The following is a 22,371-nucleotide window of genomic DNA, read 5'->3' on the forward strand; positions in this document are numbered from 1 at the left end:
GGATGCTCAACCTCGTCCGGGCGGACGAGGTTGAGGGGGAGGTCTGGCTTCGGGGTGGGCTTGGTCTGCCATGGAACCCCAAATGCATGGGGTTGTCGGGCTGTGTGCCCGGAGGCTCTTTCTGGCGACCACGACCATGGCTGACCGGGCTTGTCTCGTGGACTCGCCCCGGCGCCGGAGCGAGGCAAGCCCTTGAAGGGCGGCCATGCGCGCGAACGAAGAGAGCGCCATATACACAGCAAGAACCCCCTGGCTGGGGGTTGGCCAGGGGGTTCTCGGTCTTGGGGGTGTCTCAGGCGCTGCGGCTGCGGCGGCCACGGAGCTCGGCCAGCCGTTCGGTGAGGAGATCTTCCAGTTCGGGGATCGTGCGGCGCTCGAGCAGCATGTCCCAGTGGGTGCGCGGTGGCTTGCTCTTCTTCGGCTCGGGGTCCGAGCCGTCGATCATCTTGGATTCGAGGCCGTGGAGGCGGCATTCCCAGATCGGCGGGACCTCGGCGTCATCGGAGAAGGGCACCTCGAAGTCGTGGTCCTTCGGGCACGCGTATCGGACCGTCCGGCGTGGGGCAAGATCGTGGTTGCGATCGGTTTCGTAGCTGACGGCCCCTAGCCGGCTACCCCGCAGAACTCGGTCGGCCATGGCGGTGTCCTTTCGCTCGGCTCACAAGGCGGAGCCTGGGTGGCGCTCACGGTGTGCAACGAATGGCCTAGCCGGAACATTCCCTTTGCCCTGATGGTCGTCGCGCACCGTGACATGTTTCACCCGTCAACAACAGCTTCCTCTAGGAAGATGCCCCCGGCGCTGAATTGTGACGCGTAAACGTCGGATCGACCCGGCGATATCACCCTGTTGGGGGATCTTGGCGCGTCGGCGCCGGTCATGGCGGCCTGAGTTGACCTATCGCGGCTGGTTCCAGCCGGAGAACCCGGAGCTGCGCGTGCCCAGGGTTCACCCGGCCGTCACGATACGTAGTCGTACCGAATTCACCTACACGGTCACTTTGTGTGACGACTCTTTCAGGCTCGCCGGTGGGGTGTTGCCCGCGTCGACGATCGCCTTGCGGACGTTGATCCGGCTCAGCACGGCCAGGCCGACCACGAAGAACAAGATCATGGCCAGGATCGCGTACCGGTAGCTGTCGGTGAACTGCAGCGTGAGGCCGAAGAGCACCGGGCCGAGGAAGCTGGTGCCGGAGCTCGAGACCTCGTAGAGGCTGAAGTACTCGGCTTCCTTGCCCTTCGGGATCATGCCCGAGAACGCCGACCGGGACAGCGCCTGCGTGCCGCCGAGCACCAGCGCGAGCACGATGGCCAGCGAGAAGAACTGCCACTGCGCGTGCTCCTGCACGAAGTAGGCGATCACGACGACGGCGATCCAGATGATCAGACCGCCCATGATCGTCCGCTTGGCGCCCCAGCGTTCGGCGAGCCGGCCCAGCAGCAGCGCGCCGCCGAACGCGACGAACTGCACCACGAGGATCGTGGTCAGCAGGAACGTCTCCTCCAGGTGCAGTTCCTTGTCCGCGTACACGGCGGCCATGGAGGTGACCGTGGAGATGCCGTCGAAGTAGATCAGGTACGCGATCAGGAACATCAGCGTCAGCGGGTACCCCCGGGCCTCGCGCAGGGTCTTGCGCAGCTCGCGGAACCCGGCGGTGAACACGCTGCCGGTGACCGGGGTGAGCGACTCGGCCGGCTTGGGCAGGTGCCGCAGCTTCACCACGGCGATGATCGCGAAGAGCATCCACCAGACACCCGCGCTCGACAGCGACAGCCGCGCGAGCAACGCCTTGTCGTCGATGAAGAACGACCACACGAAGTTGATGGCGAGCAGCACACCGCCGCCCATGTACCCGATGGCCCAGCCGACCGACGACACCTTGTCCCGTTCGTCGGGCCCGGCGATGTCCGGCAGGATCGAGTTGTAGACGATCTTCGCCGCGCTGTAGGTCAGGTACGCGCCGAGGAGCAGCAGCGCGCCGAGCACCCAGCTGGTCTCGCCGATGAAGATCATCAACGCGCACAGCACCGCGGAGGTGTAACCGAAGCCGAGCAGCATCTCGCGCTTGCGCCCGGTGCGGTCGGCGATCGCCCCGACGATGGGCAGCAGCACGAACAGCAGCAGGCTGCCGAGCCCGATCGTGTAGCTGTAGAGCGACCCCGACGCGATCGGCAGGCCCAGCACGTGCAGCCGGCCCGTCCCGTCGTCGGTGCCCGCGGCGTTGTCGGCCACCGCGCTCAGGTACCGGCCGGCGAACACGGCGACGACCGTCGCCTCGAACGTGTGGCTCGCCCAGCCGTAGCCGTACCAGCCGGTCCGCTGGGTTTTCAGCCGGGCCTGGTCGCGGTCCGGTGCAACATCGGGGTTCATCTAGGGCCTCTCGCGACGTCCTCGGCGGTTTTCGCGCCGGGCGAGGGGAGATTACTGGTCACCGGTGGCCTGCTGGGACGGCAATCGCAGGTCGATGCCGAACATTCATGTCGGCCGGAACTCCCGGCGTGTCGGTCCACCCACCCGGGCGGGTGATGTGTGAGGCTGATGGGTTCCTTGTTGCACTTGTGGTCGCTGTGACTTTGGCTTACCGTCCGTTGTCATGGCTGGTAGACGGGTGTTTCGCGGGATCGCGACGCTGCTGCTGACGTTGGTGGCGGCCGCGACGGTGCAACTGTTCGGCGCGGGCACGGCGAGCGCGGATCCCTCGGCGGGTGACTGGTCGAGGCTGCGCGGCTGCGAGTCGAGCAACCGCTACACGACCAACACCGGCAACGGCTACTACGGCGCCTACCAGTTCGACCTGCCGACGTGGCGCAGCGTGGGCGGCACGAGCATGCCGCACCTGGTCCCGCCCGGCGAGCAGGACTACCGGGCGCTGTACCTGTACCGGATGCGCGGCTGGCAGCCCTGGGAGTGCGCGGGCAAGCTCGGCCTGCGCAACGACTCCGACGCCCGCAGCAAGCAGAAACCCACCTACGCCGACTCGTCCTACATCGGCGGCAAACCCAAACCCGGCGCCATGCCGAAGTGGCCCGGCGTGGTCTACGCCTACGGCGACTGCGCACCCGCGTTGCGCGAGTTCCAGTTGCGCATGAACGCCTACGGCTACGGCTTCGACGGCACCGGCTGCTACTACGCCAAGACTCGCGAGGCGGTGGTGGACCTGCAGCGCGCCAACGGCATCAAGGCCTCCGGGCGCCTGGGCCCGAAGACGTGGACAGCCGCGTGGAAGGGCAAGGCGCCCCGGCGCTGATCGCTACCTGGTGCGCGCTCAGACCCACACGCCGCGCTCCTTCAGCACGTCCCGCAGCAGAGCGGGCTGATCGGTCACCAGGCCGTCGACGCCGAGGTCGAGCAGCCGGTGCATCTCGGCCTCCTCGTCCACGGTCCACACGTGCACCTCCGCGCCACGCCGGTGCGCCAGGCGCAGCACCGCGGGCGTCACCAGCGTCATCCGCCCCTGCCGCACCGGGATCTGCGCCGCCACACCCTGGATCGCCCATCCCAGCGGCAGCACCGGCAGCCGGCTCGCCGCCCACAACGCACCCACGGCCGGCGGTGCCATCGACGTCAGCAGCCGCGGCCCGCCGAGCTTGCGCACCCGGACCAGCCGCGCGTGGGAGAACGACGCGACGCACACCCGGTCCAGCGCGTTCGCCCGCTGCAGCGTCCGCACCAGCGGCGCCACCGCCGAGGCCGCCTTCACGTCGATGTTGAACAACGCGTCCGGCAGTTCCTCCAGCACATCGGTCAACCGGCACACCGGCTCACGCCCGCCGACCAGCGCCTTGCCGACCACCGACCACGGCTGCGTGGCCAGCGCCCCGATCCCGTCGGTCGTGCGGTCCAGCACCGCGTCGTGGTGGATCACGACCACGCCGTCGCTCGTGGCGTGCACGTCGGTCTCCAGGTACCGGTAGCCCTCGGCGACCGCGCGCCGGAACGCCGCCATCGAGTTCTCCATGCCGGTCAGCTCGTCCGCGTGCCAGCCGCGGTGCGCGAACGCACGCGGGTACGGACCGTCCAGGTACGGGTGCGAAGCCACGGGGTGAGTGTGCCCCAGCGGCGTGGCTGTCCGGTGCACGGTGGGTGACCGGATAGGTTCTGCCACCATGCCGGTCGGAACACTCAGCAGGCAACAGACCCGACACTGCGGGTGGTGCGGCCGCACGCTGCCCGAGGACGGGAAAGTGGGCAGGCCACGCCGCTACTGCGGGCAGGCCTGCCGCCAGCGCGCCTACGAGCGCCGCACCGCCGTGCAACGCGGGGGTCTGCCCGAGGACGCCGTCGTCCTGTCCAACGCCGAACTCGCTGACCTGCAAGATCGCCTGTTCCAGCTGCGGTGCGCGGCCGAGGACGTGGCCACCGCGGCCGACGACGGCGCCGACCTGGCCGAACTGCGCACCCTCGCCCGGCAACTGGCGGACACCGCACAAGGCCTGGAACGCCTGCGTTGACCTTCCGTAGCCAGCTAGGCTGGGCCGGACAAACCATGTGACGGGGCAAGGGGATCACGTGAGCGAGCCCGCGGGAGGCGGTGCGGACGCCGAGGGCGTGCTCGCGATGAGCGACATCGCGTACGCGATCACCGACGCGCGCAACGCGCTGACCTGGATCAACCCGGCGGCGGGCACACTGCTCGACCTCGACGCCGAGCAGGCCGTCGGCCGTTCGCTCACCGCGCTGCTCCCCGGCGCGCCCGAAGGCCCGCAGGACAGCGTCGTCGTCTACTGCCCCGACGCGTCCGGCGGCCAGCACCTCTGGCTCGACGTGCGCTGCACCGAGCTCGACCCCGACCACCTGCTCTACCGGATCACCGACGTGACCCGCTGGCGCGACCGCGAACTCTCCGCGGCCAACCTCGGCATCCGCAAGGAAGACCTGCTGCGCATGGTCGAGGAGGACCCGCTCACCGGCCTGCCCAACCGCCGCGCGCTGACCCGCGCGCTCGAACACCAGCTCGCCACCGGCAAGGGCGGCGCCCTGCTGCTGCTCGACCTCGACAACTTCAAGGACATCAACGACCTGCACGGCCACCCGACCGGCGACCGGGTCATGTGCACGCTGGCCCGCCTGCTGCGCGACCGCCTCGGCGGCGGCAGCACCATCGGGCGCCTCGGCGGCGACGAGTTCGCCGTGGTGCTCGGCGGCTCCAACGAACAGGACGCCGTCGCCGTCGCCGACCGGCTGCGCACCGCCGTGGCCGCGGTCCCGTTGGTCGGCGGCTACGGCGCGACCCGCACGACGATCAGCGCGGGCGTCGCGTGCTTCCAGTCGGGCGAGAGCTGGCAGGCGGTGCTCGCCAACGCCGACCTCGCGCTCTACGCGTCCAAGTCGGCCGGACGCAACCGCGTCACCGTGTACGAGCGCGGCCACTACATGAACACGGCCATGCGCGTCACCGTGCTCGACCGCGTGCGCGCCGCCCTCGTCGACGGGCACCTGGCCCTGCACGCCATGCCGATGGTCAAGCTTATCGGCGGCCGCGTCGTCGGCCACGAACTGCTGCTGCGCCTCGAGGACGGCCGCAAGCCCTACCTCGGGCCTGGCGAGTTCCTGCCCGCCGTCGAGCGCAGCGATCTGGTGTTCGACATCGACCGCTGGGTCGCGGGCACCGCCATCGACGCGCTGGTGCAGCACCCGTACCCGGGGCTGCGGTTCAACGTCAACGTCTCCGGCCGGACGCTGGAGGACGAGGACTTCGGCGACTTCGTGCTGGACCGGCTCGCCGCGGCCGGGGTCGCCCCGGGCCGGCTCGGTTTCGAGATCACCGAGACCGCGGCCGTCACCAACCTCGACGCCGCCCGCAGCCTCTCGCAGAAGCTGCGTGCGAACGGCTGCCGCATCACGTTGGACGACTTCGGCTCCGGCTTCGGCTCGTTCGTGCACCTCAAGCAGCTGCCGATCACCGGCCTGAAGATCGATGGCGAGTTCGTCAAGGGCATCGACTACGGCAGCCGCGACACCGTGCTCGTGCAGGGCCTGGTCGACATCGCCCGCGGTCTCGGCCTGTCGGTCGTGGCCGAATGGGTCGAGCGGCCCACTCAGGTCGACGCCTTGTCCCGCCTCGGTGTTCGCGTGGCCCAGGGATTCCACTTAGGACGCCCGGCGCCGCTGACCGAACTGCTGTCCCGCCCGATGGGCCAGTTCTCCCGGCGTCCGCAGCTGATGGAGGAGATCGACGGCGAGAGCCAGCCGTCGGAGACGGCGTGAACGTCATGAACGTCGCTGCGGTCGCCCGCGCCACCACGCACACCTTCACCAAACCGCCCACCGACTCGATCACCCTGCTCGCCGGGCTGGGCGTCGAGGGTGACGCCCACTGCGGCACGACGGTGAAACACCGCTCACGCGTGCGCCGCGATCCCACCCAGCCCAACCTCCGGCAAGTGCACCTCGTCCACCACGAACTACTGGATGAGTTGCAGGCCCGTGGTTTCCGCGTCGTGCCGGGCTCGATCGGCGAGAACGTCTCGACCAGGGGAGTGGACCTGCTCGCCCTGCCGACCGGTGCCGTGCTGCGGCTGGGGGAGTCGGCGAGCGTGCGGATCACCGGGCTGCGCAACCCGTGCCTGCAGCTCGACCACTTCCAGAAGGGCCTGATGAAGGCCGTCCTCGACCGGGCCCCAGACGGGTCTCTGATCCGCAAGGCCGGTGTCATGGGCGTGGTGCTGACCGGCGGGGTGGTCCGGCCCGGCGATCCTATCGAGGTCGAGTTACCCGATGGCGAGCACCGCCCACTTGAGAAGGTTTGACTTATATAAGGCACCGCTGATAGCTTCTGCGTCGTGCACGCGTTCGATGTTCTCGGAGACCCCGTACGCCGGCGGATCCTCGACCTCCTCGCCGAGGGGGAGCGGGCCGCCGGCGACGTCACGGCGATCGTGCGCGCCGAGTTCGGCATCTCCCAGCCGGCCGTCTCGCAGCACCTGAAGGTGTTGCGGGACAACGGTTTCACCACCGTGCGCGCCGATGGCACCCGACGCCTCTACTCGGTCGACCCGACCCCGCTGCAGGACATCGACGATTGGCTCGACCGGTACCGCCACTTCTGGACCCAGCCGCTGGACGCGCTGGCCACCGAGATCGCTCGCGGCAAACGCCGCCGCAAGGAGGACTGACCACAGTGGACGTGGATGTCAAGCACGAGATCAACAGCACCACCCGCGCGGTCGGCTCGCGCACCCTCGACGCGGGGGAGGCCAACACCGTGGTCCTCACCCGCGTCTACGACACCGACCTCGCCGACCTCTGGGACGCCTGCACCAACCCCGAACGCATCCCACGCTGGTTCCTGCCCGTCACCGGCGACCTCGAGGTCGGCGGCCACTACCAACTGGAAGGCAACGCCGGCGGCACGATCGAGCGCTGCGACCCGCCGCATGGCTTCGACGCCACCTGGGAGTTCGCCGGTGGGATGAGCTGGATCGAGCTCCGCCTGACCGAAGTGGACGGTGGCACCCGGTTCGAGCTCACCCACATCACCGGTGTCGAGGACGACCACTGGCGCCAGTTCGGCCCCGGCGCGGTCGGGCTGGGCTGGGAGGCCGGGCTCATGGCGCTGGGCCTGCACATCGCGACGGGGGAGGCCCAGGACCCGCAGGCTGGGATGGCCTGGATGGCCTCCGAGCAGGGCAAGGAGTTCTTCCGGCTGGCCGCCGACCTGTGGGGTGAGGCCCACATCGCCGCTGGTGAGAGCAGCGACACGGCCCGGAGCATGGCCGAGCGCACCGTCGCGGCCTACACCGGAGGGTGAGTCTGGAGTTCCCTTAAGGAACTCTACGTGCTACGGTTCTCCCACAACGACGAACTTCGACTGGGGAGAACACCATGAACAACGACGTCCGCCAGGTCCTCGACGGCACCTCGATCGCCCACCTCGCCACCGTCGGCCCGGACGGAGCACCGCACAGCACCCCGGTGTTCGTCGGCACCCGCGGCGACCAGCTCGTCTTCTTCACCGGCCCGAACACCCGCAAGGCCCGCAACCTGCGCAACGACCCGCGGGTCGCCATCTCGATCACGCCCGTGGACAACCCGTTCTCGCCCGTGGTCGTCCGCGGCCGCGTCATCGACTGGATCGAGGGCGATGACGCCTGGGGGATCATCGACCCGATCCAGATCAAGTACACCGGGAAGCCGTACGGGCGGGACGCGGAGCGGATCGTCGCCGTCGTCGAACTGGACCACCAGACCGTCGGCGTTCGTTGATCAACTTTGGGGGAGCCGGATCCGGCGGGCCTCGACCTTGCCGTCGGTGTTCTTGCCGGTGACGATCACCTTGCTGTTCACGGTGATCTTGGTCTTGTCGGCGGGTGCCTTGGCGGTGCCGAACTTGGTCGCGTCGCTGATGGTCACCTGGACGGTGTCGCCCTTGTCGGTCTTCACCGTCCAGGTGTCGCCGTCCTCGGCGGTGACCGTGCCCCGTATGACAGGCCGGTCCTTGCCCTTGTCCTTGGCGGCACCACTGGTTGGCGCAGGGCTCGATGAGGCCGACGGCGTGGCTTCCGAAGTGGAGGACGCCGCCACCGCCCACACCGCGCCGGCGATGACCAGGACGAGCACGAGGGCACCGGCGAGAAGCGCCGCTTTATAGCGTTGCCAGAACGACGGCTGCGGCGACGGCACCGCGAACTGAGCCGTCTCTTGCTGGTGCGTCTCCGGCGGCAACTGGCCTTCGTCGTGCGGGTACTGAAACGGCGGTTCGGTCATGAGGCCATGGTGGGCGACGTCGGTCAGCATCGGATCAGGTGAACGTACGAGTCAGGTAAGGATGCTTTCGTCACCGTGACGTTAGGACCGAGGGTGGCTGGACGATAACCCCAGGTCTCAATAACGCCGATAATCTACATTATGTCAAGTAGACGTTCTATAGCGTCGGTGGCCCCGCCTCTATCCGGCGCAGCACTGGTTCGAGACGGTCGAGGTTCGGCCCTCGCTGCAGTTGTCGTTCGTCCCACCAAGTCGCTCCTGCGTCGGCCAGTGGGCCGATCACGTCACGTGCCTTGGCCGGGTCGTCCGGCGTGACGCCGCCGAGGACGATCTCGAACGGTTCACTGGACTGCCGTTCCGAACGCACGAACGCCACCAGCTCCCGCACATCCTCGAGCGCCGGCACGACACCGTGCCGGGCGTTCTCGAACAGAGGTACGACTCCATCCCAGCGCGCCGCCCGGCGCATCGGACGCCGCTTCGGCCAGAACCCGCCGACCCACACCGGCGGCCGCGGTCGTTGTACCGAAGCGGGCAGCAGGGTGACGTCGTCGACCCGGTAGTGCCGCCCGTTGTGGGTCACCGGCTCTCCCGACCAGTAGCGATTCAGCAACTCCAAGCCCTCGTCGAGGCGTTGGGCCAGCACGACCGGGTCGGTCGGTTCGCCGAAGCTGCCGTACTCGTCCTCGATAGGCCCACCGAGACCAGTGCCGAAGATGACGCGTCCGCCACTGAGCGAGTCCAGCGTGGCGACCTGGCGGGCGAGTTGTTCCGGCCGTCGCCGGGCCACCGGGGTGACCAGGGTGCCTAGGCGGAGACGGGAGGTCGCCAGCGCGGCCGCGGTCAACAGCATCCACGGGTCGCCGAAGGGTGTGCCCTGGCGTGTGTGCTTGTCGTGCACCACGTGGTCCCAGACGAACAGCGCGTCCCACCCCGCCTGTTCGGCGGCTTCGGCCACGGCGGCCACGGTCCTGGCGTCGGCGAAGTCCCCGAAGTTGGGGATGTTGATGGAGAAGCGCACCCGCACATCCTGCCAGGTCGAACGTGGTTCAGTAGGTCTTCAGGTCGATGGCCGTGGCGGCGCGGTGGATGGATTCCACGACCTTCGCCATGAGCTTGTCCTTGCCCGGCAAGCGGTTCAGCAGCCCGAGCATGGCCATCGACATCCGGACCTGGGCTTGGCTGCGCAGCACCATGCGCTTGACGTTGGCTGGTCCCAGCTTCTGGTTCTGGGCGACGAACTCCCGCAGTTCGTGTTCGTAGGCATGGAATCCCGACACGTCACCGTTCGCCGTGGCCAGTTCGCCTGCGAGCACGTAGGCGCCGACCAGTGCGAGGCTCGTGCCCTGCCCGGACGCCGCCGACGCCGCGTGGGCCGCATCGCCGACCAGGCACACGCGCCCGCGTGACCACGTGTCCAGGTGGACCTGGCTGAGTGAGTCGCAGTAGAAGTCCGGCGCTTCGGGCATGGCCGCGAGCAGCTGCGGTACCGCCCAGCCCTCCCCTGCGTAGGCTTCGGCGAGAACTCGTTGTGCCGCACCGGGATCACGGGTGTCGGCGGTGGAGGCGAACAGGAACATCGCCTTGGCCTCGTCGTCGCCGGTGGTGTTGTAGGTCAGCGCGGTGCGGCCAGGGCCGACGTAAGTGAGTTCCTCGCGGTCCAGGTCCAGCGTGTTGGGTGTGCTGTAGACGGCGACGCGGTACCCGAGGTCGTGTTCGAATCCGGGGCCGAAGGTCAGGGTGCGCGTGGCCGAGTGGAGGCCGTCGGCGCCGATCACGAGGTCGAAGCTCTGCACCGCGCCGCCGGCGAAGGTGACCTTGACGCCGTCGTCGGCGTCGGTCAGGTCGGCGATCGAGTCCTCGAAGCGGTACTCGACCTCGTCCTTGGTCAGGTCGTAGAGGATGCGGGCGAGGTCGCCGCGCAGGATCTCGGCGTCGCCGTGGACGCGGCCGCCGAAGGTGTCGCCATCCATGGCCGCCACACGTCTCCCCCGCGCGTCGACCACGGAGCCGGAGCGGATGTCGGTCTTGCGGGCGCGGATCGCGTCGAGCACGCCCATGCGCTCGAGCACGGTCAGTGCCGCTCCCCTGATGTCGATCTTGTAGCCGCCGTCGCGCACGTCCGCGGCGCGCTCGACGACGGTGGGCGTGAAGCCGTGGCGGTGCAGCCAGTAGGCGGTGGTGAGGCCCGCGATGCCGGCACCGGAGATGAGCACTGTCTTCGTCATGGCGCTGATAGTACGTACGTGTCAGACGCTTGTGCAATACGTTTGTGTAAGTCCTCGGTCAGCCGGCCCGATTCGGCCCGGGAACGTAGCTGCGGACGGTCGCCGTCACCTGAGGATCGATCTGCGATGCCAGCGACGCCGGGTACTCCCAGTCGATCCCGTACTCGACGTTGGAGAACACGATCTTGTGCTCGTACCAGATGGTGGTGCCGGTCGAGTCGTAGCCGGACGCGGTGAAGTGGTCACCGTGGACGCTGTTCAACGTCACGCGGCTGCCCTTGCTCTTCTGCTGTGCCACGTACGACGCCGCGGCACTCGCAGGCGTGTCGCCGAGAACGTTGTTCGAGCCGTACACGCTGAGGGTGACCCGGCGGTCCTTCGGCGAGAAGGACATGCCGTCCCCGTTCTGCGGTGGCGTGCCTGCGGCGAAAGAGGACGGCACAGCTACGGAGAATCCGAACCGCTCGTTGCGGTAGGTGACATAGCCCGTGTTCAGGGCATTTCCGCTCGTGGCACCGGTGGTCGTGGCATTGGTGGTTGCAGTGCCGTTGGTGGAAGTAACCGGCGGTGTCATCGGACTGGCGGGGTTGGGCACGCTTCTGATGGCCGGGCTGCAGGCCGTGACCGACCCGATGGCCAGCACCGTGAGACCGATGACTGTCAGCATGCGCTCGTACATGAGGCTCCCCCTGTTGTTTCGTGCGCGGTCGCGCACGGCTTTCAATGGTTAGGATGCGCGCCGCCGGGATTTGGTTGGCAGAAGTTCCGGGCGCATCACCTTGATACGGCCGTGTGAGACGTTTGTATGAGACACTTCGGCGATGAGCAACCGTGAGGACCTCATCGCCGCCGCGCGCGACTGCCTCTACGAGAAGGGCTACGCCCGCACGACCGCCCGGGACATCGCCGGCGCCGCCGGGGTGAGCTTGGCCGCGATCGGCTACCACTTCGGCAGCAAGGAAGCGCTGCTCACCGAGGCGTTGCAGCGTGAGATCAAGGCGTGGGGCGAGCAGGAGCACCCCAAGTCCGACGAGCACCGACCGGTGGCCGAGCAGTTCACATCCACCTGGGACTCGCTCATCGAGTCGTTCGCCGAGAGCGGGCCGTTGTGGGCGGTGCAGTTCGAGCTGATGGCGCTGCTGCGCCGCGATCCGGAGCTGCGCAAGACGTTCGGCGACACCAACGAGGCCGCTCGGCGTGGGTTGCTCGAACTGTTCGGTTCGGCGGGGTTCGCGCAGGCGGGTGTGCTCTACCAGGCGATGCTGGTCGGTCTCGCCGCACTCGCGGCGGCCGACCCGGACAGCATGCCGTCCGGCAAGGACCTGCTCGACGCCATACGCGTCGTGGCCGAACGCGCGGGCACGCCGGAACCTCGTCCGGGCAAGCGCCTCTACGCCTTGATCTTGTTCAGCGACGGTGATTCCGACATGAACACCGGCTGCGGCACCTGGTCGGAGGACATGCAGGCGGCCGGGATCTGGCGCGGCGCGCTGGGACTGGACCCCGAGGCCAAAGGCAACACCGTGCGGGTCCGTGAAGGCCAGGTGGTGCTGGGGGACGGCCCGTTCGCGGAGACGAAGGACCTGATCGGCGGGATCGCCGTGATCGAGTGCGCGGATCTGGACGAGGCGGTCGAGGTCGCCGCCAAGCACCCGTTCGCGAAGGCCGGGCAGATCGAGATCCGTCCGCTGTGGACCGGCAACACGTCGAACGAGGCTGGTCTTGTTCGTCGGTAGGGCGACAACCAACCACAGGAGGACATGATGCAGAGCTTGACCTCGGCCGACGGCACGAAGATCGCGTTCGACCGGCTCGGTGCGGGCCCACCGCTGATCGTGGTGCTGGGCGCGTTCAACTCGCGTGCCTCGCACATGGAGTTCGCGCAGGCGCTCGCCGAGCACTTCACGGTGTACCACTACGACCGGCGCGGGCGCGGCGAGAGCGGCGACACGCTGCCGTGGTCGGTGGAGCGGGAGGTCGAGGACATCGCGGCGCTGGCCGAGCACGCCGGTGGCGAGCCCCTGCTGTTCGGGTACTCCTCCGGTGCGGTGCTCGCGCTGAAAGCGGCCGCCGCGCTGCGGATCGGCCGTCTTGCCCTCTACGACACGCCGCTGACCGAGCAGCCGGACCAGGAGTTGCCGAAGCGGCTGGCCGAGCTGATTGAGCGGGGCGACCGTGGTGGCGCCGTGGAGCTGTTCCAGTTGTCGATCGGGATTCCGGAAGAGGTGGTGGCGCAGCTGCGGAACGCGCCGTTCCGGCCCGGCCTGGAGGCCATGGCGCACACGCTGGTCTACGAAACGTCGATCACCGCCGACCCCGAAGTGCTGACCAAGGACGCACCGGCGATCACCGTGCCGACGCTGCTGATGGCCGGGGCCGGTTCCGGCCCGATCATGACCGACGCGGCGGCACGGCTGAGCAACGCCATCCCGGACGCGACCGTGCAGGTGCTCGACGGCCAGACCCACGACATCGTCCCGGACGTGATCGTCCCGCGGCTGCGCGAGTTCTTCGGGGCGGTCTGACCATGCTGATCATCACCGGGCGCGTCACGGTCGACCCGGCCGAGCGGGACGCCTACGTCGCCGCGCACACCGAGCTGGTCCAGCGGGCGCGGGCGGCGCCGGGTTGCCTGGACCTCGCGATCAGCGCCGACCCCGTGGACCCGGCGCGGGTCAACAACGTGGAGCGCTGGGAGTCGCAGGCCGACCTGGACGCGTGGCGCAAGGTCGCGCACGCGCCACGCTTGGTCCCCCGGATCAAGGACGGCGACGTGCGGTTGTACGTCATCGCCGAGGAACGGCCGGTGTTCGCCCGTTAGGCGTTGCGCTGCTGCTCGGCCAGGAAGTGGGCGGTGTCCATGGTGGCCGGGTAGAGGTCGCGGTAGTGGCGGTAGAACTGGTCGTAGCGGGCGGCGGCCTCGTCGTCGACGGTGACCTCGTGGCTCGGCGGGTTCCAGGCCGACATGTCGACGTCCAGCCCGATCGCGGTGGCGGCGAGGACCGCGTCGCCGAGAGCGGCGCCGACGGTGTGGGTGGGCACCTGCTGGGCCGTGCCGGTGACGTCGGTGGCGATCTGGGTCCACAGGTCGCCCTGGGTGCCGCCGCCAACGGCCACCAGCCGCCGGGCAGCACCGCCGGACTCGCGCATGACCTCCAAGTTGTGCCGCACGCCGTACGCCACGCCTTCCAGCGCGGCCCGGTACAGCTCCCCACGGCCGTGGCCCAGTGTCAGCCCGGCGATCACGCCGCGGGCGTCGGCGTCGAAGATCGGGGTCCGCTCCCCCGCGAAGTACGGCAGCAGCAGCAGGCCCCGGCTCCCGGCGGGCACTTGCGCGGCCTCGCCGACGAGGGTCGCGAAGTCGCCGCCGACGAGCTTGCGCAGCCAGTCGGTGATCGCCCCGGAGGTCGCCATGCCGGCGGCCAGGTTGTAGGTGCCGGGGAACGCGCCGCGGGTCGTCCACAGGCCCGGGTGGGGCTTGGGGTCGGCGAGCACCTGGATGAGGAACATCGTGGTGCCGTACATGACCATGGTGTCACCGGGCCCGGTGACACCGACGCTGGTGGCCTCGGCCCACGCGTCGACCGTGCCCGCGGTGACGGGAAGTCCTTGCGGCAGGCCGGTTTCGGCGGCGGCAGCGGCGGTCACGGTGCCGATGACCTCGGTCGGCCAGGCCAGCTCCGGCAGCGTCCACCCGGGCGCCACTCGTGCCGCCCAGTCGTGGGCCCAGTCGGCTTCACGCAGGTCGTAGAGCGGGTCGCATTGGCTGGCCGAGTGGTGGTCGAGCACGTAGCGGCCGGTGAGGTGGTGCACCAGGTACGAGCTGGCCATGAACAGGAACTCGGTGCGCTCGTAGACGCCGGGGTCGTTCTCGGCGAGCCAGCGGATCTTGGGGCCGACGGCCTGGCTGGACAGCGGTGTGCCGCCGCGTTCGAGGATGGCCTCGGCGCCGAGTTCTGACGTGATCGAGGTGATCTGCGGGCCGGAGCGGGTGTCGATGCCGTAGAGGATCCCCGGCCGCAGCGGCTTCCCGGTCGCGTCGGCAGGGAGCAGGACCGGGCCGATGCCGCTGACCGCGAGCCCGGCGAGTGCGCGGCCGTCGGCGGCGTCGACGAGTTCGCGGGCGATGGCCAGGAAGTCGGCCCACCACACGGTGTCGGCGTCGTGTTCGAACCAGCCGGGGTGCGGCGTGGACGTCTCGTGGGGCCGGGTCGCCGTCGCCAGGACGTGCCCGGACGCGTCGGTCAGCACCCCTTTGGACGACGACGTGCCGATGTCGATGCCCAGCAGCAGTCCCGTCACGGGTTCGCCCAGGTCAGCGGCGCGAGGTAGAGCCCGCCCTGGCCCCAGCCGGCGTGCGAGACCCACCACTCACCACCGTCATCGATCACCTCGGCGGCGTGCGAGGCGATGTGCCCGACGAGGACCTTGTTGTCGAAGTTGTAGGGGTTGTCGCTGCGGAACACGTCGGTGCCGACGTAGCCGCCGCGCGGACCGGTGAACAGGTACCAGAACCCGTTGTGCCGCACGACGAACGGCGACTCGGTGCCGCCACCGCCGGTGCCGACCTCCGGGTCGGTGAACACGGTGCGCCGCTCGCTCCAGTGCAGCAGGTCCTGGCTGGTGCGGTACATGATCGTGTGGTTGCCGCCGGCCGGTGTGCTCGTGGCCGTGTAGTACATGACCCACTGGTCGTCGATGCGGGTGACGTACGGGTCGCGGGCCTCGTAGCCGTCGCGGAAGAGCGGACCGTGCGGGCTGCGGGTCCAGTGGAACAGGTCGGTCGAGGTGGCCACGTTGATCTCGTACTGGGTCAGGTCGAGTGCGCCACCGCAGTAGAACATGTAGTAGACGCCGTCCTGCTCGACGACGTGCGGGGCCCACAGGTGCGTCTCGCCGTAGGCGGGGTCGACCGTGAGCGCGAACGGCTGCTTGGTCCACGGCCCGTGCAGGCTGGGCGCGGTGGCGTGGGCGAACACGACCTCGTTGACGGGGTCGGCGGGTTCGGCGTGGGTGATGCCGAACATGTGCCAGGTGCCGTGCGGGCCTTGTACGAAGGTGTGGTCGTTGAGGTACCAGGCCTCGGCTTCACCGACGCTGGGGTCGTAGATGCGGACGAACTCGCCCGCCCACACATCGTCGGCCTTGACCGCGTCGGCGGGCGACGCCAGCGCCACCAGCGCGAGGACCACCAGCAGGACGAGGCGCTTCATCGGGCGAACTCGTCGAGGGTGATGTCCAGCAGTTCGCACACCGCCCGCAGTTCCGCGCGGTGATCGCCGGGGATGGCGTGGATGTGGTTGGCGCCGAACTTCGACAGGAACAGCTCACCCGGTGCGTCGAGGCGAGCCCAGGCGTGCGGCCACTCCGGGGTGGACATCTTCATCAGCGCCTGGGTGGTCTCGTCGTCGTAGGTCTCGAACTCGCCGAGCATCAGCTGCAGCCGGTACTTGCCGTCGTTGCGGGTCAGCCGGCCCAGGGTCATCTGCCCGGGCGCGGCGATGTGCTGCACGGACGCGCCGCCGGCCGGGAAGAAGAACACCTCCGGGTAGAGGTTGACCTTGGCCAGGTTCTCGGCCGGGTCGTCGCTGCGGGCGGCGTACCAGGTGGCGTGCTGGCCGGAGTTGCACAGGTCCCAGATGTCGCGGTCGCCGTGGTAGTGGCGGACGTCGGCGAAGAGCACCGGCGTGCCGGACAGGTGCTTCATGATCTGCATGGTCAGCGCGCCGTCCATGTCGGCCTCGGTGGCGCAGACCATCGGTTCCTTGGGGCCGTTCCAGTCGTACGGGTCGTTGAGCAGCGCCTCGGCGATGTCCATGGTGGCGAAGTACTGGGTCAGCTCGGGCTGGCCCTTGATGCCGGTGAAGTCGAGGTTCCACTCGTCGATCAGCTCACGCATCGCCAGGTACGAGCCGATCTGCAGCTCGAGCTTCTCCGGGGTGAGATTCTTGCCGTCGTAGTGGACGGTGGCGTGCCGCTCGAACCACTCGCGGCCCTTGGCCTTCTCCCCCGCGTCGGCGAGCTCGGCGCGGCGCACGATCTCCCACTGGTCGATCTCCTCGACGTCGACGCCGAAGATCCGCTGCCACTGGTCGGTGTTGGCCACCGCGGTGTTCATGCCCATGGGCCGCCCGCCGATCCGGCCGAACGTCGAGCCGCGCAACGCGCTGACCGCTCCGGCCGCCTTGGCCAGGGTGCCGATCTGCGCGATGACCTCGGCGCTGTCCGGGTCGCCCCAGAGCCGGTTGTGCCGCCGCCCGATCTGGTCGAGGGCGCCGCCACCGGCGAGCATGCCGACCATGCCGGGCTGCACGGGGTCGGTGTTGGCCAGCAGCACGAGCGGGCTCGTGGTCGCACCGGCGGCGAGCATGGTGAAGTGCGGGAACGCCCACACGCAGTAGTGCAGGATCGTCAGGTCGACGTCCTGGGCGGCGACCTCGCGGGCCACGGACGTGGCCAGCGTGTTCGTGGACACCGGTGCGCGACCGCGGACCACCTCGTGCCCGGCCACCGTCAGCGCCGCGACCAGCTTGTCCTCGTTGTCGAGGATGAACTGGGCGATGCCGTCGTGGACGTAGTCCCGGCCGTCCGAAATGTTGATCACACCGATACGCGCCACTCGGGCCTCCCCGGAAACGACAACACCCATCGGGTACGCGTGGGCGTCACCTGTCGAGTAATCGTTTTCTCAGACGCTATTGTTGGGTCGGTACAGCTGTCAATAGGCCGGCCGTGCGGCCGGCCCCGTCGAGGCGCGAGGCACCCGTGGCAACCATCAGCGACGTGGCCCGGATGGCCGGCGTCTCCACCGCGACGGCGTCGCGGGCGCTCAACGGGAAGTCCACAGTGGATCCCGAGCTGGCCGCGCGGGTGATGACCGCGGCCCGCCAGCTGAGCTACCAGCCCAACGGGCCGGCCCGCAACCTGCGCAGGCAGGAGGCGGCGGTGCTCGCGCTGATCATCTCCGATGTGGAGAACCCGTTCTTCACGTCGATCGCCCGTGGTGTCGAGGATGTGGCGCACGAGGTCGGCTACTCGGTGGTGCTGTGCAACTCGGATGAGAATGCCGAGAAGGAGCGCCGCTACATCGACGTGGCGATCCAGGAGCGGGTCGCGGGCGTGATCCTCTCCCCCACCGGCGAGTCGACGACGGTGGATCCGTTGCTGGCCCGGGGCACCCCGATGGTGACCGTGGACCGCCCGCTGACCGACCGCACCAGCGACACGGTCCTCGTCGCCACCTTGGAATCCGCGCGCGAGGCGACCGCGCACCTGATGGCCCACGGCTACCGCCGGATCGGCTGCATCACCGGCCCGAGCGGCGTGCGCACGGCCGACGACCGCCTCGCCGGCTACCGGGAGGCACTGCGTGCGGCCAAGCACCCGTCCTCGGCCCGGCTGGTGCGCCGGACCGAGTACCGCGAGGCCGGTGCCCGCCGCGCCATGCTGGATCTGTTCGACCAGGCCGAGCCGCCGGACGCCGTGCTGGTCGCCAACAGCGCGATGGCCGTCGGTGTGCTGGCGGCGTTGAAGGAACTGGGTCTGCGCCCGGGCGCGGACGTCGGCGTGGTGGCGTTCGACGAGACCCCGTGGGCGGCGCTGGTCGATCCGCCGTTGTCGGTGGTGGCGCAGCCCGCGTACGAGGTTGGCCAGGCGGCGGCCCGGTTGTTGTTGTCCCGCATCGAGGACACCGATCGGGCGCCGACGACGACCGTGCTGGGAGCACGGCTGATCGCCCGCGGAAGTTCAGCGGGTCCCGTCGGCTGAAGGGCTGGGGTGACGCGCGGCGTCACCCCAGCCCTCGGTTCAGCCCAGTGACTCGACCCGGTAGCGGGCCGCCGACCAAGCAGGCCCACCATCGACAGGGACCAGCTTGATCGTCACCGACGTCTTGCCTGCAGTGGCCGACGGCGGCAGATCGAACCGGTCCTCCAGCCACCGCGAGTGCGTGTTGGCCAGCGGCTGCAGCCAGGTGCCCACCTGCTGGCCGTCCACGAACACCGCCGCCTGCTGGTAACCCACGCCCTGGTCGGACATGCGCACCAACCGCACGCCCGTGTTGTCGCCGGCGACCGCCACCGTGAAGGTGACCGGAGCGGTCGTTGCGGCGACGCCGTGGCTGACCTGCTGGGTGTTGTGCACGCCCTCGAAGGTCGAGGTCAGCGTCGCCGTGGTCTCCCCGGTGGCGGTGTACTGGTGCGCGGCGCGGCTTGCCTGGTCGGCGACGTCGACCACGTCGGTCTCCGTCATGCCCGGCTGCGCCGAGCCGTACCAGTAGGCGGTCGTGCTGTAGTGCGCCGGTTTGTCATCGCCGGGGCCGTGTTCGATGCCGAAGGTCAGCTCCGACGCGAACGGGACCGCGTCGCCGGCCATCAACCGGACCGCGCCGGTGCAGTCGTACTGGCAGCCGTCGCCGTCGGTCTCGTACGCCGGGTTGCCGGCCAGCGGCATCGCATAGGTGGTGCCGTCGCGGAAGTACCAGCCGGACTCGAAGAAGTCCTCGGTGCCGGTGCCGTGCCACGCGGGGCTCGCCACCCCGTCGACGTAGACGCGTTCGTCGCCCTCGAGGTATTCACGCCGGTTGCCCGCGGCGATCTGCCCTTGCATCGTCTGCGTCTCGCCGTAGAACACGCCCTGGCCCTGGGTGTCCAGAATGGACCAGTCGGCGCCGTTCACGGTGTCGCCCGCGTGGTGCGTGGCGTGGAAGTGGCCGACCTGCGCGGCCCGGATCAGCCCGTGCAGTGCGGGATCGGGCGCCGAGGTGACCTCGACGACCGCGCCGCTGATCGCCTGGTTGCTGCCGTTGACCAGTTCCACCTTGGCGCCGGCGGCGTACGGCATCGGCCACCACGCGGTGTACCAGCCGTCGGCGTGCGAGTCGATCGAGCTGAACAGCGTGCGGGTGTCGTACTCACCGAGGCCCGCGCCGAAGAACTCGCCGAGCGGTGCGTCCACTGTGGTCTCACCGTCGAAGGTGATCTTCAGGTGGGCGCCGGTGAGCACGGCGTCCGAGGCGGTGACGTCGGCGGCCGGGGTCGGGTAGCGGAAGGTGCGGAAGCCCGACCAGTTCTGCCCGGTGATGGCGTACCCGTGCGCCTGCTCCTCCCCTGGATGCCCGGGGCCGACGTCGAGCACATCGGTGCGGGTCCACACGCCGCCGACGTTGCTCTCCACGTCGTAGCGGAACTCGTTGACGTCGAGGTCCGAGCCCACGAACGTGTTCTGCACCTTCAGTTGAGCTTTACCCGAGGTCAAGCTCGACGGCAGGTCGAGGGTTTGGTCAGTCCAGGTGTTCGCCGGGGTCGGCGGACCGGACGACCATTCGCCCGCGGCCACCCCGTCGACGGTGACCTTCGCGCGCTGGTTGCCGATGAACCCGTCCAGCCGCCTGATCAGCCGCACACCCTGGTTCGCGGGGTCGACCTTCACGGTGAACGAGCTGCCGCCGGTGTACGCGCGGCCGTCGTCGATGACCCGTGGCGCGGCGACCACCTGCGGCACCTTCACCCGCAGCTGGGTGATCCGCCCGGCTCCGGTCAGCGACGCGAACTGCGCGCTCGCCCCGGCGGCGAGGTTGTGGGTGGCCGAACTGGTGGTGGCGCCGGGCGCGGCCGGCTTGGGGTCGTAGACGCCGAAGCCGCGCAGCCGGGCGATCACGTCCTGCGCGGGATCACCGGGGTTGAACGTGCTCACGCCTTCGGCGGAGGCGAAGGAGCGGTAGTCCACGTGGTAGAAGAGCGGGTTGTGCTCGACGGTCACCCGCATCGACTGCCGGTAGGGCATCGGCACCTTGATCACCGACCCGCCCGCGGTGTCGTCGCCGTTGCCGACCAGCGGCCACACGAACGGCGCGCCGACCTTGCCGTTCACCACGTCGACCAGCCGCGCGGACAACACGGTCGTGCCGTCCAGTTCGACGGTGATCCTGCCGTTGGCGGTCATGTCGCCGTAGTCGCGGGTGAACCACATCGACTCGAGCTCACCGGCGCCCGCCGCCTCGGCGATCACACAGCCGGCCGACGTGGTGCGCAGGCACGAGTAGGTGCCGTTGAACCCGTCGTCGTTGCCGCCGGCGCGGTCGAAGCTGGAGAACTGGCGGACCTGGGCGCCCGGGCGCAGCGCCGACATACCGTCGAGCTGGCGGTAGACGTCCCAGCCGACCGGGCCGTGCGCACCGGCGAACACGTTCTTGGGCGGTGGTGCGGCCGCGGCGGTCGGGGGCAGGACCACCGCGGCGGCCACGGCCACCGCCGCACTGGCCACAAGGGACAGTCGGGTACTTCGGGACACGGCGCATCTCCCTCTCGAGTGGGGCGGGGACCTCGCACGACCGCCGGCCGCACGGCGCCAGGTGCGGGGGATCACCTGTGGGTGGCGCCGTGCGGCCGCCGGGTCCTTCTCTGGTGGGGCGGGCGGCTTTAGCTGTTGGCCTTGGCGTACACGTCGGCGGCGTTGTCCTTGGTCACCAGCTGGGTCGGCAGGGTCTGCGTCTTCGGCACGGTCTTGCAGTCGATCAGCAGCGTCTTGGCCGCGGCGATGGCTTCCTTGCCGCCGGTCGGGTACACGAACGTGGCCGCGAGCCGGCCCTGTTCGACGGACTTGATGCCACCGGAGGGGATCGGCAGGCCGTCGATGCCGGTGACCTTGACCGTCTTCTCCTTGCCCGCGGCCTTGAGCGCCAGGTACGCGCCTTCGCCCATCGGGTCGTTCTGGGAGTAGATGGCCTGGATCTCCGGGTGCGCCTGGATCACGGCCTCGGCTTGGGCCTGGCCTTTGTCGCGCAGCCAGTCACCGTCGACGGTGGCGACGATGTCGATGTTGCCGCCCTCGATGCCCTTGGCGAACCCATCCTGGCGTTCCTTGGCCGGGGTGGACCCGGCCAGGCCGCGGATCTCGGCGATCTTGGCGCCGTTCGGGAACAGCTTCTTCATGTGCTCGCCGGCCTGGCGGCCGATGTCGACGTTGTCCCCGCCGATGAACTCGGTGTAGGCGTCGCCGTCGACCTTGCGGTCGAGCACCAGCACGGGGATGCCCTTGTCGTAGGCCTTCTTCACCACCGCGGTCAGCGGCGTGGCCTCGTTGGGGCTGATGATCAGCAGGTCGATCTGCTGGGTGAGGAAGTTCTCCACGTCGGAGACCTGCTTGCTGTCGTCCGCGGCGGCGTCGGAGATCTTCACCTCGAACTGCGGGATCGCCTTGGCCGCATTCTGGATGTCCTTGTTCATCTGCTCGCGGTAGGGCTCGGCGTTGTTGGCCTGGCTCATGCCGATCAGGTAGTGCCCGCTGGGGCCCTTGCAGTTCGCGGGCGCCTGGCCCGCGGACGAACCGCCCTGGCCCGAGTTCTCGTGCGTCGTGCCGCAGGCCGACAAGGCCAGCGCGGCGGTCGCGGCGAGAGCGACCGCGATGGGGAGGCGACGGGGCATGGTGCTTCCTTCCTTG

23 protein-coding genes are annotated in these 22,371 nt (G+C 69.4%); 11 read left to right on the forward strand and 12 right to left on the reverse strand.

The features are described from left to right. Positions 1 to 292 precede the first annotated feature (292 nt). Positions 293 to 637, reverse strand: a complete 345-nt coding sequence (locus tag EV186_RS35335; RefSeq protein ID WP_133853881.1) for an RNA polymerase-binding protein RbpA — start codon at positions 635 to 637, stop codon at positions 293 to 295. A gap of 348 nt (positions 638 to 985) precedes the next feature. Beyond that, positions 986 to 2,368: an MFS transporter gene (locus EV186_RS35340; RefSeq protein ID WP_133853882.1), complete on the reverse strand. Its 1,383-nt coding sequence runs from the start codon at positions 2,366 to 2,368 to the stop codon at positions 986 to 988. A gap of 223 nt (positions 2,369 to 2,591) precedes the next feature. Here EV186_RS35340 and EV186_RS35345 point away from each other — a divergent pair, with 223 nt between their 5' ends. Beyond that, positions 2,592 to 3,245: a transglycosylase family protein gene (locus EV186_RS35345; RefSeq protein ID WP_133853883.1), complete on the forward strand. Its 654-nt coding sequence runs from the start codon at positions 2,592 to 2,594 to the stop codon at positions 3,243 to 3,245. 18 nt (positions 3,246 to 3,263) lie between these two features. Here EV186_RS35345 and EV186_RS35350 read toward each other — a convergent pair whose 3' ends face one another. Next, positions 3,264 to 4,037, reverse strand: a complete 774-nt coding sequence (locus EV186_RS35350) for a glycerophosphodiester phosphodiesterase family protein (RefSeq protein ID WP_243754482.1) — start codon at positions 4,035 to 4,037, stop codon at positions 3,264 to 3,266. Between the two features lie 67 nt (positions 4,038 to 4,104). Here EV186_RS35350 and EV186_RS35355 point away from each other — a divergent pair, with 67 nt between their 5' ends. From EV186_RS35355 to EV186_RS35380, 6 genes are all read left to right on the forward strand, one after another. Continuing rightward, entirely contained in the window at positions 4,105 to 4,449 is a 345-nt protein-coding gene (locus EV186_RS35355) for a hypothetical protein (RefSeq protein WP_133853885.1), read from the forward strand. A gap of 58 nt (positions 4,450 to 4,507) precedes the next feature. Continuing rightward, positions 4,508 to 6,205 carry a putative bifunctional diguanylate cyclase/phosphodiesterase gene (locus EV186_RS35360; protein WP_243754483.1) on the forward strand — a complete coding sequence of 566 codons (1,698 nt, stop codon included), beginning with the start codon at positions 4,508 to 4,510 and terminating at the stop codon, positions 6,203 to 6,205. Positions 6,206 to 6,210: 5 nt separating this feature from the next. Beyond that, positions 6,211 to 6,747, forward strand: a complete 537-nt coding sequence (locus EV186_RS35365) for an MOSC domain-containing protein (RefSeq protein ID WP_133853886.1) — start codon at positions 6,211 to 6,213, stop codon at positions 6,745 to 6,747. 33 nt (positions 6,748 to 6,780) lie between these two features. Next, the gene (locus EV186_RS35370) at positions 6,781 to 7,113 is read left to right on the forward strand and encodes an ArsR/SmtB family transcription factor (protein ID WP_133853887.1); all 333 of its coding nucleotides are present in this window, start codon (positions 6,781 to 6,783) and stop codon (positions 7,111 to 7,113) included. Positions 7,114 to 7,118: 5 nt separating this feature from the next. Then, entirely contained in the window at positions 7,119 to 7,748 is a 630-nt protein-coding gene (locus EV186_RS35375) for an SRPBCC family protein (protein WP_243754484.1), read from the forward strand. 74 nt (positions 7,749 to 7,822) lie between these two features. Next, complete coding sequence (locus tag EV186_RS35380) at positions 7,823 to 8,203, forward strand: TIGR03618 family F420-dependent PPOX class oxidoreductase (protein ID WP_133853888.1); 381 nt, start codon at positions 7,823 to 7,825, stop codon at positions 8,201 to 8,203. On the opposite strand, the gene EV186_RS35385 is transcribed toward EV186_RS35380, so the two are convergent. From EV186_RS35385 to EV186_RS35400, 4 genes are all read right to left on the reverse strand, one after another. Beyond that, positions 8,204 to 8,734: a DUF5666 domain-containing protein gene (locus tag EV186_RS35385; RefSeq protein ID WP_133853889.1), complete on the reverse strand. Its 531-nt coding sequence runs from the start codon at positions 8,732 to 8,734 to the stop codon at positions 8,204 to 8,206. Positions 8,735 to 8,861: 127 nt separating this feature from the next. Then, the gene (locus EV186_RS35390; RefSeq protein WP_133853890.1) at positions 8,862 to 9,725 is read right to left on the reverse strand and encodes an LLM class flavin-dependent oxidoreductase; all 864 of its coding nucleotides are present in this window, start codon (positions 9,723 to 9,725) and stop codon (positions 8,862 to 8,864) included. A 28-nt stretch (positions 9,726 to 9,753) separates the two neighbouring features. Continuing rightward, the gene (locus EV186_RS35395; RefSeq protein ID WP_133853891.1) at positions 9,754 to 10,932 is read right to left on the reverse strand and encodes an FAD-dependent monooxygenase; all 1,179 of its coding nucleotides are present in this window, start codon (positions 10,930 to 10,932) and stop codon (positions 9,754 to 9,756) included. A gap of 58 nt (positions 10,933 to 10,990) precedes the next feature. After that, a complete protein-coding gene (locus tag EV186_RS35400; protein ID WP_133853892.1) occupies positions 10,991 to 11,647 on the reverse strand; it encodes a hypothetical protein in 657 nt (218 codons plus the stop codon). Between the two features lie 106 nt (positions 11,648 to 11,753). Here EV186_RS35400 and EV186_RS40885 point away from each other — a divergent pair, with 106 nt between their 5' ends. The 3 genes from EV186_RS40885 to EV186_RS35420 are packed head-to-tail and all read left to right on the forward strand — an operon-like array spanning position 11,754 to position 13,753. Further along, entirely contained in the window at positions 11,754 to 12,668 is a 915-nt protein-coding gene (locus EV186_RS40885; RefSeq protein WP_424984006.1) for a YciI family protein, read from the forward strand. Positions 12,669 to 12,692: 24 nt separating this feature from the next. Next, positions 12,693 to 13,457, forward strand: coding sequence for an alpha/beta fold hydrolase (locus EV186_RS35415; protein ID WP_133853893.1), 765 nt, complete (start codon positions 12,693 to 12,695; stop codon positions 13,455 to 13,457). 2 nt (positions 13,458 to 13,459) lie between these two features. Further along, the gene (locus tag EV186_RS35420) at positions 13,460 to 13,753 is read left to right on the forward strand and encodes a putative quinol monooxygenase (protein ID WP_133853894.1); all 294 of its coding nucleotides are present in this window, start codon (positions 13,460 to 13,462) and stop codon (positions 13,751 to 13,753) included. On the opposite strand, the gene EV186_RS35425 is transcribed toward EV186_RS35420, so the two are convergent. Genes EV186_RS35425 through EV186_RS35435 form a run of 3 tightly spaced genes read right to left on the reverse strand, consistent with a single transcriptional unit; the run spans position 13,750 to position 17,551 of the window. Next, positions 13,750 to 15,234 carry an FGGY-family carbohydrate kinase gene (locus EV186_RS35425; protein WP_133853895.1) on the reverse strand — a complete coding sequence of 495 codons (1,485 nt, stop codon included), beginning with the start codon at positions 15,232 to 15,234 and terminating at the stop codon, positions 13,750 to 13,752. The two genes, EV186_RS35420 and EV186_RS35425, sit on opposite strands and share 4 nt — an antisense overlap. After that, on the reverse strand, positions 15,231 to 16,145 hold the full coding sequence (locus EV186_RS35430; RefSeq protein ID WP_133853896.1) for a glycoside hydrolase family protein: 915 nt from the start codon (positions 16,143 to 16,145) through the stop codon (positions 15,231 to 15,233). Before EV186_RS35430 ends, EV186_RS35425 begins: the two co-directional genes overlap by 4 nt. After that, positions 16,142 to 17,551 (reverse strand): L-fucose/L-arabinose isomerase family protein, encoded by a 1,410-nt coding sequence (locus EV186_RS35435; protein ID WP_133853897.1) that lies wholly within the window; start codon positions 17,549 to 17,551, stop codon positions 16,142 to 16,144. Before EV186_RS35435 ends, EV186_RS35430 begins: the two co-directional genes overlap by 4 nt. 146 nt (positions 17,552 to 17,697) lie before the next feature. On the opposite strand from EV186_RS35435, the gene EV186_RS35440 reads away from it, so the two are divergent. Then, a complete protein-coding gene (locus EV186_RS35440; RefSeq protein WP_133853898.1) occupies positions 17,698 to 18,699 on the forward strand; it encodes a LacI family DNA-binding transcriptional regulator in 1,002 nt (333 codons plus the stop codon). A 39-nt stretch (positions 18,700 to 18,738) separates the two neighbouring features. On the opposite strand, the gene EV186_RS35445 is transcribed toward EV186_RS35440, so the two are convergent. Next, a complete protein-coding gene (locus EV186_RS35445; protein WP_243754485.1) occupies positions 18,739 to 21,222 on the reverse strand; it encodes a glycoside hydrolase family 172 protein in 2,484 nt (827 codons plus the stop codon). Between the two features lie 128 nt (positions 21,223 to 21,350). Further along, complete coding sequence (locus tag EV186_RS35450) at positions 21,351 to 22,355, reverse strand: substrate-binding domain-containing protein (RefSeq protein ID WP_133853899.1); 1,005 nt, start codon at positions 22,353 to 22,355, stop codon at positions 21,351 to 21,353. Between the last annotated feature and the right edge of the window lie 16 nt (positions 22,356 to 22,371).

Source organism: Labedaea rhizosphaerae, from assembly GCF_004362825.1.
GTDB classification, from domain to species: domain Bacteria; phylum Actinomycetota; class Actinomycetes; order Mycobacteriales; family Pseudonocardiaceae; genus Labedaea; species Labedaea rhizosphaerae.